Here is a 10638-nt window from a genome sequence, read left to right on the forward strand (position 1 = left end):
TGGATAGATAGGATTTTGAAGAATTAGCTTCCAACAAAGGAGTGGAAGTAAAGGTCCCTTGACATATATTTCAATGTAAAGTATCCTTTACGTAAAGGTTGCTTTACATGAAGGGCAGGGAGAGCATGAAGCATCGATTAAAGGAATTAAGGGCTTCAAATGGATGGACGCAGGAAAACTTGTCTGAGCAAGTTGGAGTTTCTCGGCAAACGATCATCTCCATTGAAAGCGGACGGTACAATCCATCATTGGAACTAGCATATAAGATTGCTAAAACATTTCGTTGCACAATTGAAGATGTGTTTATCTTTGAGGAAGGAAGTGAGTAGTCATGAATATGGATCAGATTGTTGGCTTGGCAGGTATACTTGCCGGTGCTTTTTGTGGGGTCATTGGTGTATGGTGGGGAATTAAAAAAGCAGCTAAAAACAGAGGGATCGATGAACGTTTAAAAGCTATTGTAGCGAAGTCACATAGCAGTTCCTGGATTATTACATTAGCATCAATCTATTCTATATTTATTTTATATGCATTAGGCGTGAAGCTTTCTGTCCCAGCTGCACTAGGTACCCTTCTATTTCTTCAATTAGGGGGCTGGAGTCTCTCTTTCTTTTTCTATAATAAGAGGTATTAGAAATTGAAAAACCTCCTTCGACGTATCTGACTAGATCAGTTGTCGCAGGAGGTTTTCGTTTATATTGTAATCTGGATTAAAATGATCTCTTGCTCATAATGGACATTGATATCACCATGATATTTTTCAACGGTTCTTTTTATAATCGATAACCCGTTGCCCCGTACCCCGTCACCATTCCCCTTAGTTGTATATCCAATTTGGAATAAATTCTTTTGCTCCTTTACAGAAAGCAGTGTAGGATTTTCAATCGAAAACGTATACTTTGAACCAACCGTTTTGCAGATAATACGAATTAACTTAGGCTGTGAGCCCTCGTAGATATCGGCAGCCTCAATAGCATTATCTAAAAGGTTGGAGATGATCTTAACCAGATCCATTGACTCGATTCGATTAAAATTACTTTGGTCGATCTCAAATTGAATCCGTATATTTTTTGATTGAGCCAGCTCCCACTTGCTCTGGAATAGAACCATTAGAATGGGGTTCTTTACTTGTAATGATAAATCCATCGCTTTTGAATCCAGTGTAATTTGTTTTAAATAGTCGCTTGTTTTATCATACAGCTTCAATTGCATTAAACCGTTCAGAACTTGTAAATGGTTCATTAAGTCATGTCTGCTTGATTTTAAGGTAGCTACGATATTACCAAGCTCTACAATAAATATTTTTTCTGAATCCTTTAAGTCCTGCTTTAAACGAAGTCTGTACCATTTATTTAAAAAGAAAACAACCGTGATAAGAGCAATTGCAAATAAGACATCAATGGCAAAGGTGATTTCGCTGCTTTTTATAACCTGAAGGCTGACTAGCTCTAAGTCTTTGGCATCAATATCAATTCCGATAACACCTAATATCTCACCATTCTCATCGTAAAACGGTACACCGACTGAGAAATAGGCTTCATCGCGTTCTCCTTTAATAATACTTGTAAAATAATTCTGCCCCTTCTTTGCTTGAGAAACTTGAGCAGCAGGAACTGTACATGGTGCGCCAATAGGTAATTCCTGCAGGACACTAGGCACTGCTGCAACCATTGTTTTCGAGACATCACTGTCATCCAATAATAAAACGTAAACGTATAACGCATTTATACGGCTTCGATATTCTTCCAGGTATCGTTTTGTTTTTGTGAAATTCTCATCATCTTTAGTTTGGGTTAATAAGAATTGTTGATAACCTTCTTTGTCCAGACCATTAGCTATTGTTTCAGCAATGGCGAGATATTGCTTCGCAAGAGCAATTCGTGCTGATTGTTCAGTTGAGTAATAGGAGATTAATATCTTTGAACTGGTTAAAATGCTGAGTATGATAAAAGAGATAAGTATAAATATAAGGATACGTTTATTGGGATACATTCCTTTGAGCTTCAACATAAATTTCCTTTCTGTAAAAAACAAATTACGTTGACGATAAATACTATTATAATAACTGGATTTGAAAATGTAAGCTAAAATATTTGTATACATTTGTATTTTATCATATTAGAACTCTGTATTTATCCAATCTATTTGTTTATTTGATGCTGTTTGTAGTTTTTGAAAAATTTATGATTCTTTCCTATTTGCTCTAAGCATACTACTTCCTCATATGGACCTTTGTCAAGAAGTGAACGGTAACCCTCCTCATGCTATAATAACATCAAGATTCATACAGGGAAGGCGATCGCATAATGAGAAAAACTTTGGCGTGGGACAAGCTCAACATAGAAGGCCGCGAGTGGCTGCTGCTGGCTACTGAACGCGGAGTATGCCGCATCATTTTTCCGCATGAGGGGCTTGAAGATTTTCGAAGCTGGATGCAGCGTATAATACCTGATGCGGAACCGAGACAAGACGCGGATGCGATTAAGGCGACAGGGATCGGCGAATGGCTGCAGGCTTATTTTGCAGGGGAGCAGCCCGCGATCTCCAATATCCCGCTCGATCTGATCGGCACATCGTTCCAGCAGCAGGTGTGGAATGAGCTGGGGCGCGTGCCTTATGGGGAAACGAGAACATATGGTGAAATTGCAGCTGCAATCGGCAGGCCGCAGGCAGTGCGTGCTGTTGGGGCGGCCAATGGCGCCAATCCGATTCCAGTTCTCTTGCCCTGTCATCGGATTATCGGTGCAAACCGGAAGCTGACAGGCTTCCGCGGCGGACTGGAGATGAAGCGTAAGCTGCTTGATCTGGAAGGCATTCAAGGTGTGGAGGACGGCGGTTATTCCAGATTCCTTTTTTAAGGTATAATGGATGTGTCGAATATTGAGCACAGATGGAGGCTTTTGACATGGACACTAAACTATACTTAGCTAGGCACGGAGAGACGGAATGGAATGTCGTTCACCGCATGCAAGGTTTCAAAGATTCCCCATTAACCGATCTTGGCAAGCAGCAAGCGGAATGGTTAAGAAGTGCAATGGATTCTGTCCCTATAGATGTGATTTATGCAAGCTCCAGTCCGAGAGCATTACAAACCGCCCAGATTGTACGCGGTGATAGAGAGATTCCTCTCGAAATCTCAGAAGCTTTTATCGAAATGGGATTTGGTATTTGGGAGGGGCGGCTGCAGTCAGAAGTTCAGACGGAATACCCGGAGCAATGGGATCATTTCTGGAACAACCCTGATATGTTTGAAATCGAAAGCAGCGAGACATACGCTGGGATGCAAGCTAGAGTTATTAATAAGTTACAAGACATTCTAACTAATCATGCAGGGCAATCGATCCTTATTGTAACGCATACCGTCATTATTAAGATGCTCATGGTTTATTTCGAAGGCAAGGAAATGGCGCAGCTCTGGAGCCCGCCCGAGATTCATCCGACCAGCCTTTCCCGAATCGACATTGCCGATAATGTGGCGAAGATTGTATTGCACGGAGATATCAGCCATTATCAATGACTGAATCTAGGATTGCTGGAACTGCCCTCTCCCGTCTGCTATAATGAGATCAGAGCAAGGGTACATAATGATGAACTATATCCTCCTTCAGGGCGAGCGTTGAAGGGGGATTTTTATTGCCGCAAAAAAGGGGTGTGAGTGATGGCAGCAAGCAAATATTATGTCGTATGGGTAGGGAAAAAGACAGGCGTATACGGAACGTGGAAGGAATGCCAGGAGCAGGTCAACGGTTATCCTGATGCGAAATATAAGTCGTTCGAGTCCAAGGCGCAGGCTGATCAGGCGTTCAAGGAGGGCTGGAAGGGCTATTGGGGAAAAGGCGGCTCAGCAAGCAAGTCGGGGGGCAGCAGCGCGTCTGCGGCGAAAGGAAAGCCGTCAGCGACTGTGGCAAGCAAAAGCTCTGCAGCTGTACCACGTGCCGCACTGGAAATCGATTATGACAGCATCTCCGTAGACGTGGGCACACGGGGCAATCCGGGTCCTGTAGAGTATAAAGGCGTTGACACGCAGACGGGCGATATTTTGTTCTATGTGGGGCCTATTCCGAATGGTACGAACAACCTGGGTGAATTCATCGCTGTCGTTCACGCGCTGGATTATCTCAAGAAGCAGGGGAGCAGCCAAACGATCTACAGCGACTCCAGAACCGCACTAGCATGGCTGCGCAACAAGAAGGTCGCTTCCTCGCTGACGCGTGATGAATCGACGAAGAGGATCTGGGAGCTTGCGGACTGGGCGCTGGATTGGCTCCGTTCGAATACGTACAGCAATCAAGTCGTGAAGTGGAACACGGAAGAGTGGGGAGAAATCCGCGCCGATTTCGGAAGGAAATAGGAGGCGAGCAGCATGGAATTGAACAATGATTGGGCAGAGCTGCTGAAGACCGAACAGGAGCAGCCTTATTATAAGAAGCTGGAGACCTTTTTTGAATGAGCGTTATGCATTGGCCAATGTATATCCCGAACGTTCTGAGCTGTTTACAGCGCTGCAATATACTTCACTAGCAGAGACGAAGGTAGTCATTCTCGGCCAAGATCCGTATCACGGGGAAGGGCAGGCGCAAGGACTAAGCTTTTCTGTTAAGCCAGGGGTGGCAATCCCGCCGTCGCTTCGCAACATCTATAAAGAGCTGCATGACGATATCGGTTGTCCGATTCCATCGCATGGCTCGCTGCTTTCTTGGGCCAAGCAGGGCGTTCTGCTGCTCAATACCGTTCTATCCGTAGAAGAGGGACAGCCTAATTCGCATAAGAAAGCGGGCTGGGAGTCCTTTACGGACCGGATCATCACCTTGCTCAACGAGCGGGAACGGCCGGTAGTGTTCATTCTATGGGGCAAACATGCACAGGATAAGGCATCATTCATAAATACGGACAAGCATCCGGTTATCGCTACGGTACATCCGAGTCCTCTGGCCGCGAGGAAAGGATTTTTCGGCAGCAAGCCATTCTCTAAAGCTAATGAGCATCTTCGCACCATTGGCAGCGAGGAAGTCAACTGGACGATTGAATAAGGTACAATCATTTGATATGAAAAATAAAAAGCGCCGCTCTTCCTATAGTAGGAGGAGTGGCGCTTTGTTGTTTTATCCGGAGATAGGGAAACCGGTCGAGCCGCTTGCAGAGCCGCCTTCTTCGATTGGAAAACCAGTAGAACCATCAATCGGCTGATCCAGTGTAGACAGAACAGGCTTCAGCTTCGCGTCGATATAAGTCGATACTTTTGCTTCCGTTACGACTTGCGGATACATTTTATCCGGAGCCGGGTCTGTTACTTGAATATGAATAAATGCTTGATCTCCTTCAAAGGAGATGGAGACGATTTTGAGTCCATAGCCAGGGTGAGGAAGCTGTGCGCTGACGGTCACCTTTGCGATGTCGGCATTGACTTTCTCAGTCGTTAGCTTGTATTCCACATGTGGCTTCGGATCTGTTACCGGAGGCGTGTTTTGCACGAACTGTATGGCATCATACAGCCAAGCTGCTGCTTCTCCACGAGTAATTGCCGTTTTCGGATTGAAATTTTGTTTCGCATCCAAGCTGGCGATTTTCAGATTGAGCAGCTTTTGAATACTGTCCATGTAATCTGCATTGACGCTCTTCTCATCATTCAATACTTGGTGCAGCTCGATAAAGGCGAAATCGCCTTTCGTTATGATCGCTTTAAACAAATGATGCGCGAATTGTTCACGAGTCATTTCGTCATCTGCTTTAACATCGACAGGGATATCGAGTCCATTGTATTGGGCGATAATAACTGCATCAGAGTACCAGGCGTCATCTTTGAGATTTTTGAAATGGTCGGTTACCTTAGGCGCTTTAATAAAACGGATGTTGTCGATGTTCAGCCCCAGACCTTTTACAATCATCGAAATGCCTGCAGCGTAAGTCAGCTTGCCATTGGGATTGAACTTGCCGTCTTTTTCTCCGCTGATAATGCCTTTTTTCTGAAGTGCTTCGATCTTGGTTTCATTTGCATTGTTCTTTGTATCACTGAAAGCCCATACCGATTGACTTAGAGAGAATACGAGCAGCATCGTCAACGCTATTACGATTTAACGGTTTTTTTCTCATGGGATCATCTCATCTCTTCTAGAATTTGCTATAGCATAAAGTTTGACGGGGTTGGCGGCTGCAATGTTGCAGCAAGTATAATAAAAATAAAAACGGTAACATAGTCCCGAAAATCGGGCTGTTACCGTTTAATTTTACCATTGAAGCGGGCTTGTAACCAGAAATTGAATAATTGTAGTCTGAAGTCAAGCTTGATTAGTTCAGGGTTGCGGCCGGCAGATCAACAGTCGTTCTTGGATATTTGTAATCGTCCCGGAAGCAGGTCGTGTCGCTGTCGTAAGCGGACTGGGACAGGCGGTGCGATATTTCAAATACCGGCAGCTTCGGATTGACGTGAAGCGCGGAATCGTAAAAGGAGCATCTATTGAAATCAAAGTTTAAAGTCGTAATGATGATAACACAGTTCGTAAAGGTGCACCCGATAAAATGGAATCCGTCAAACGCGATCGTTTCGCTGGTGAAATGTTCGTTCTCTATTACTTTCATTTTTTCACTCTCCTATACATGGTTGAGACAGCATGGAGATTATTGTATCAGAAGGCTCACATAATATTTGTCATAATTTGGGTCTGAAATTAGATTATTTATCGACATGGTTTACTGCTCGCAAAAAAAAGAAGGAGGCTGAACGCCTCCTCCTTCTCGGGATCTTGCCAAGCTTAGCGATGCTCGACTAAATCAATCGCACCCAGTACAATATGGGCCAGACCAAAGCCGAGAATACCGGTTCCAATAAGCTTATACTTGCTTTTGAGCAATGAAGCACCAGAAGCTGTAACTACGGTTCCAAGAACGGCAGGTATCAAGCCTTCGCGCATTTTCAACACTCCTTAGGCATAGTTTGGCAAGACAAGGTAGTTATGCTACAAAAGAGCGGATTTCATTCATTGGACTGAATAGGTGTTCTGTCTGGTTAATACGTTAGTGGTCGTCATTTCTCAGTTGCATTATATTCATCTACATCAAATGAAAGGATCTTATCGAATATTACATATTCAGTACGGACTGTAAAAGGTCCCTTGTTCCATGTTTTGGTGAATTTATACTTTGCTGAACCACTGCCAGCATCTTTAGAATCATACCACGCTATAAAATCATTTAGTTCATTTATGGTTAAATCATATTCCTTAATTTGTCCTCCTGAAATATAGATAGTTAATAATGCCCGATCGGCTACCGGCTGTTCAGGATTAGGATTACCAGGGTCAGGTGTAGTTTCTCCTAGTCCAAGGGTTATGACGGAGTTTAATTCAGTATTAAGAAATCCCCCGATTACATAAATGTTATTTCCCACAACTTCAGTTACATGTTGTCCTCTTGGGCTTGGCATAGCGGGACCTGTGACCCATGTATCTGTTTCTGGGTCATAGATTTCTACAACATCGGTAAATCCAGAATTGTTATTAACTTCTCTGGTAGCACCACCGATTGCATAAATTTTGTTTCCAAAGAACGTAAGAGTCAAATGTGATCTCGGCGTTGGCATATTTGCTTTAGTTGTCCACGAATCTGTTACGGGGTCATAGACCTCAACTACATTAGTTTTATTTGCACCGTTGTGTCCTCCAATAACATATATTTTTCCTTTATACGTAATGGCACTAGATCCAAATCTTACGGTTGGCATTGCATTCTTTGATACCCAGATATCCGTTTCTGGATCATACATAACAACTGAATTCAACGAATCTCTCGTATCCGTTGTCCCGCCGAAAGCATAGATTTTACCACCTGCAGAAGCAGCAGATAACCAGAAGCGGTAGCTCGGCATGCTTGCTTTTATTTGCCATGAGTCAGTTAATGAATCATACATTAAACTACGTGTTAATTGATTCCCGACAAAGTAAACTTTAGATCCGACAACAACTGAAGCACCTCTAGCAAACTGGTAAGGCATAGTCGATTTAGTTTCCCAAGTATCAGAGCTAGGATCATAAGTTTCTACTGCTGATTTATTTACTCCCCCGAATGTATATATTTTTCCGTTAAATACTGCTGAACCAAGATCAAACGCGGCTTGTGGTTTGTTCACTTTAGATACCCAAGATGAGCTTGCATTTGTAGTTTCAGCAAAAAGTGTAACTGCTAGAATTAATGCAACTAATCCAATAATAAATTTATTAAACTTCAGACTAATCAGCCCCTTATATGTAATATACATATCTTAACTAAATAACACTAAGGATTATAGACTGATAATGCAATTAAATAAACGTTATAATTAAGGTTTTGTTATGTTTAAATGGATAAATCAAGTATTAATAAAAAATAAATGATAAAAGGTAATCATCAATATTGATTTTCAGATAGTAGAATTTAATCATTCTAAGTGGAATCATTTAGACTTATAAAAAACAAAAACGCCTGCGGAAACCGGAGGCGGGCAAAGGTGGAATTTGATGAAAAGGACGTTGAAAAGATTCTTCATTCCTACCAGCCTTAGAAGGCAATGATAAGAAGGATATTTTTGGTTGGGTAGAGGATCTCAGTTTTGAAGAAAAAAATCACTTCTTCTTTTTGAAAAAGCCGAATAACACTGCAAAAATAATGACAACGATGATGAAACCGCTCAATGATATCACCTCTCTTTGGGATTATAGCATGATCTGCAAGATTGATAGAAGTGAATCAATGTCACTAATTTTAATTGAATCATTTAAATGTACACAAAAGAAAAACCCTTGCTGCACAAGGGTTTGGAATGTCTATTATGGTAGGACGGATGGGGATCGAACCCATGACCCCTACCCTGTCAAGATTCAGGCCACCATTTCCCGACGTGGCCTAGGATGCCCCAATCCCTTGATAGTACGAGCTTTTAATGAACAATTTAACAAATCAAATGACCTTATGTTTCCAGACATTATTTAACATTTCGCACCAATTTCTCAACAAATATCCTACTGTATCCTTCGGTTTTATTGAGGGATTTGGGAGGGTTACTAAATGACGTAACTAAAAAAGCAAAGTCAGGGTTGGATGATTACTCTCCAGTTCCTGGCTTTGCTTTTTTGTGTTCTATATAGTCGCGCACTATGTCAAACTTTTTGTCTTTCAGCAGCACGTTACACATATACTTTATTGCTTGGTCATCGCTTTTAAAATCATAAGTACTTTTCACCTCATTGAGTAATTCCCTTGTATCCTCGTACAAGTTGGCTACAGTTCTACGTTCCGCCATCTTTTCCCCTCTTTCCTTATTTGAATTCATTGTATCAGATTATGAGTTCAAATATCAATAAATAGAACTCAAAAGTATTGACTATGAATTCGTTTTGCGATATAATGAATTCAAAACAAGGCGATATGAATTCAAATGGAGGTGTTGATCGGTGGAAGAAGAGATCAAGAGTGAATTAGGCAGATTGCTGCCAAGTATGAATCGGTTAGTTGACAAAATTGCTACATTGCAAAATGGTGATTGGCCGGAGTACTTTGATCGAAACAACCCGGATGAAATGTTTACTTTGAATATGTTTATTATGATGGGTGAAAGAATGAGTGAGGTTGTCGAAACTCTAAGAATCATGAACGCTCCAGTTATAGCCGAAGGTAAATTAAGCAAGAACAGTTCCGGATGCTACGAATTAAAGAAACAAGGCTATGTTTATACTTCAGGGTACGGCATCGAATTTCTTCGAGTCTATGATGACAATGTAAGTGTATGGGTCTCATCACGGATCGAACATAATGGAAATGACTATTACATTGTAAGCCATCCTGATTTAAAATTAAGTGGGCTTCGGGTGAACGGAAAATATGGTGATAAACCGCCTGATGAGTCCGCAGCGGAAGCGGACGAAACGCCGTGATGGCGTCGCGGAGTCCCGCCTCGAGGGAGCGTACATCTCCCCTTTACATAAATTTGTCCTTTGATAACTCCTATAAAATCTAACAGGATTCATGAAGGGGAAAATCCATATGTTTGGTTTGAAGTCAAGAAAGTCAGTTATTCTGCAACTGAAGCGCCAATACTCAAAGCTGCACCTATTCAAGTATCTCCTTATGATTATGATGTCATTATTAATTTCCCTGTTGAAGGTATCCTGAAACAGCTACACACATTCAGGAAGCAATAGAAAACGGCGAATCCCTGTATGCACGATTGAGCGAGCTGAAGCTGATGAGAATCGCAAGCAATCATTAGAGGGTATTCCTACGAAATCCGGCTTTGATAGTGACGAATTTCCCATGGCCATGTGTGCTGAAGGTGGAGCTGGCGCGGATATAAAATACATCGATCCTTCCGATAACAGAGGTGCTGGATCGTGGGTTGGAAACCATTTGGAAGAGTACAACGACGGTACAAGGGTTTTATTTGTTATTGAAGGCGGAAAGACACATGAAGAAAAAACAGAGGTTATTCAGCAGTCTCCACCAGCTGCGGCCACTGCTCCTACAATTTTCAAGAATTGCAGTGAGGTGAAAGAAGCCGGCAAGGCACCTTTACATAAAGGTGAACCAGGATACAGTTCGAAGCTTGATCGAGATGGGGGTGGCGTTGCATGCGAGTGATTTTATGAGTGAATCTATTAAAAAAGGCAGATG

General features: G+C 42.3%; 13 protein-coding genes and 2 pseudogenes. 9 read left to right on the forward strand and 6 right to left on the reverse strand.

The window, feature by feature from the left end:
• Window positions 1-125: 125 nt before the first annotated feature.
• Both TY10_RS01585 and TY10_RS01590 read left to right on the forward strand, forming a co-directional pair.
• Window positions 126-329 (forward strand): helix-turn-helix transcriptional regulator, encoded by a 204-nt coding sequence (locus TY10_RS01585; RefSeq protein WP_042159923.1) that lies wholly within the window; start codon window positions 126-128, stop codon window positions 327-329.
• Window positions 330-331: 2 nt separating this feature from the next.
• The gene (locus TY10_RS01590; RefSeq protein WP_052350283.1) at window positions 332-634 is read left to right on the forward strand and encodes a hypothetical protein; all 303 of its coding nucleotides are present in this window, start codon (window positions 332-334) and stop codon (window positions 632-634) included.
• Window positions 635-693: 59 nt separating this feature from the next.
• Here the strand turns inward: TY10_RS01590 and TY10_RS01595 are convergent, their stop codons facing one another.
• A complete protein-coding gene (locus TY10_RS01595; RefSeq protein ID WP_042159882.1) occupies window positions 694-2010 on the reverse strand; it encodes a GHKL domain-containing protein in 1317 nt (438 codons plus the stop codon).
• Between the two features lie 296 nt (window positions 2011-2306).
• On the opposite strand from TY10_RS01595, the gene TY10_RS01600 reads away from it, so the two are divergent.
• The 4 genes and pseudogenes from TY10_RS01600 to TY10_RS01615 all read left to right on the forward strand — a co-directional run bounded on the left by TY10_RS01600 (window position 2307) and on the right by TY10_RS01615 (window position 5030).
• Window positions 2307-2858: a methylated-DNA--[protein]-cysteine S-methyltransferase gene (locus tag TY10_RS01600; protein WP_042159883.1), complete on the forward strand. Its 552-nt coding sequence runs from the start codon at window positions 2307-2309 to the stop codon at window positions 2856-2858.
• A 47-nt stretch (window positions 2859-2905) separates the two neighbouring features.
• The gene (locus tag TY10_RS01605) at window positions 2906-3517 is read left to right on the forward strand and encodes a histidine phosphatase family protein (protein ID WP_042159885.1); all 612 of its coding nucleotides are present in this window, start codon (window positions 2906-2908) and stop codon (window positions 3515-3517) included.
• Window positions 3518-3658: 141 nt separating this feature from the next.
• Window positions 3659-4351 (forward strand): ribonuclease H, encoded by a 693-nt coding sequence (gene rnhA, locus TY10_RS01610; RefSeq protein WP_042159887.1) that lies wholly within the window; start codon window positions 3659-3661, stop codon window positions 4349-4351.
• Between the two features lie 12 nt (window positions 4352-4363).
• Window positions 4364-5030: pseudogene (locus TY10_RS01615) on the forward strand (uracil-DNA glycosylase).
• 72 nt (window positions 5031-5102) lie between these two features.
• Here the strand turns inward: TY10_RS01615 and TY10_RS01620 are convergent.
• The 5 genes from TY10_RS01620 to TY10_RS01640 all read right to left on the reverse strand — a co-directional run bounded on the left by TY10_RS01620 (window position 5103) and on the right by TY10_RS01640 (window position 9271).
• Window positions 5103-6053, reverse strand: a complete 951-nt coding sequence (locus TY10_RS01620) for an S-layer homology domain-containing protein (RefSeq protein WP_063510416.1) — start codon at window positions 6051-6053, stop codon at window positions 5103-5105.
• Between the two features lie 232 nt (window positions 6054-6285).
• Window positions 6286-6576 (reverse strand): hypothetical protein, encoded by a 291-nt coding sequence (locus TY10_RS01625; protein WP_042159890.1) that lies wholly within the window; start codon window positions 6574-6576, stop codon window positions 6286-6288.
• A 173-nt stretch (window positions 6577-6749) separates the two neighbouring features.
• Window positions 6750-6908, reverse strand: coding sequence for a hypothetical protein (locus TY10_RS01630; protein WP_042159891.1), 159 nt, complete (start codon window positions 6906-6908; stop codon window positions 6750-6752).
• A gap of 113 nt (window positions 6909-7021) precedes the next feature.
• Window positions 7022-8251 (reverse strand): Kelch repeat-containing protein, encoded by a 1230-nt coding sequence (locus tag TY10_RS01635; RefSeq protein ID WP_042159893.1) that lies wholly within the window; start codon window positions 8249-8251, stop codon window positions 7022-7024.
• An 822-nt stretch (window positions 8252-9073) separates the two neighbouring features.
• Window positions 9074-9271 carry a hypothetical protein gene (locus TY10_RS01640; protein WP_042159898.1) on the reverse strand — a complete coding sequence of 66 codons (198 nt, stop codon included), beginning with the start codon at window positions 9269-9271 and terminating at the stop codon, window positions 9074-9076.
• A gap of 151 nt (window positions 9272-9422) precedes the next feature.
• Between TY10_RS01640 and TY10_RS01645 the strand changes: the two genes are divergently transcribed.
• The 3 genes and pseudogenes from TY10_RS01645 (at window position 9423) to TY10_RS32420 (ending at window position 10605) form a co-directional block, all read left to right on the forward strand.
• Complete coding sequence (locus TY10_RS01645) at window positions 9423-9902, forward strand: DUF5348 domain-containing protein (RefSeq protein WP_052350284.1); 480 nt, start codon at window positions 9423-9425, stop codon at window positions 9900-9902.
• Between the two features lie 198 nt (window positions 9903-10100).
• Window positions 10101-10419 (forward strand): annotated as a pseudogene (locus TY10_RS32415) (NucA/NucB deoxyribonuclease domain-containing protein); the annotation flags it as partial.
• 93 nt (window positions 10420-10512) lie between these two features.
• The gene (locus TY10_RS32420; protein WP_238327400.1) at window positions 10513-10605 is read left to right on the forward strand and encodes an excalibur calcium-binding domain-containing protein; all 93 of its coding nucleotides are present in this window, start codon (window positions 10513-10515) and stop codon (window positions 10603-10605) included.
• The last annotated feature ends 33 nt before the right edge of the window (window positions 10606-10638 follow it).

The organism is Paenibacillus gorillae (genome assembly GCF_000513275.1).
GTDB lineage: Bacteria > Bacillota > Bacilli > Paenibacillales > Paenibacillaceae > Pristimantibacillus > Pristimantibacillus gorillae.

Bases quoted from the DNA above. Each gene is read 5' to 3' on its own strand.
- TY10_RS01585 (WP_042159923.1), top strand. From the start codon at position 126: ATGAAGCATCGATTAAAGGAATTAAGGGCTTCAAATGGATGGACGCAG.
- TY10_RS01590 (WP_052350283.1), top strand. From the start codon at position 332: ATGAATATGGATCAGATTGTTGGCTTGGCAGGTATACTTGCCGGTGCT.
- TY10_RS01595 (WP_042159882.1), bottom strand. From the start codon at position 2,010: ATGTTGAAGCTCAAAGGAATGTATCCCAATAAACGTATCCTTATATTT.
- TY10_RS01600 (WP_042159883.1), top strand. From the start codon at position 2,307: ATGAGAAAAACTTTGGCGTGGGACAAGCTCAACATAGAAGGCCGCGAG.
- TY10_RS01605 (WP_042159885.1), top strand. From the start codon at position 2,906: ATGGACACTAAACTATACTTAGCTAGGCACGGAGAGACGGAATGGAAT.
- rnhA (WP_042159887.1), top strand. From the start codon at position 3,659: ATGGCAGCAAGCAAATATTATGTCGTATGGGTAGGGAAAAAGACAGGC.
- TY10_RS01620 (WP_063510416.1), bottom strand. From the start codon at position 6,053: ATGCTGCTCGTATTCTCTCTAAGTCAATCGGTATGGGCTTTCAGTGAT.
- TY10_RS01625 (WP_042159890.1), bottom strand. From the start codon at position 6,576: ATGAAAGTAATAGAGAACGAACATTTCACCAGCGAAACGATCGCGTTT.
- TY10_RS01630 (WP_042159891.1), bottom strand. From the start codon at position 6,908: ATGCGCGAAGGCTTGATACCTGCCGTTCTTGGAACCGTAGTTACAGCT.
- TY10_RS01635 (WP_042159893.1), bottom strand. From the start codon at position 8,251: ATGTATATTACATATAAGGGGCTGATTAGTCTGAAGTTTAATAAATTT.
- TY10_RS01640 (WP_042159898.1), bottom strand. From the start codon at position 9,271: ATGGCGGAACGTAGAACTGTAGCCAACTTGTACGAGGATACAAGGGAA.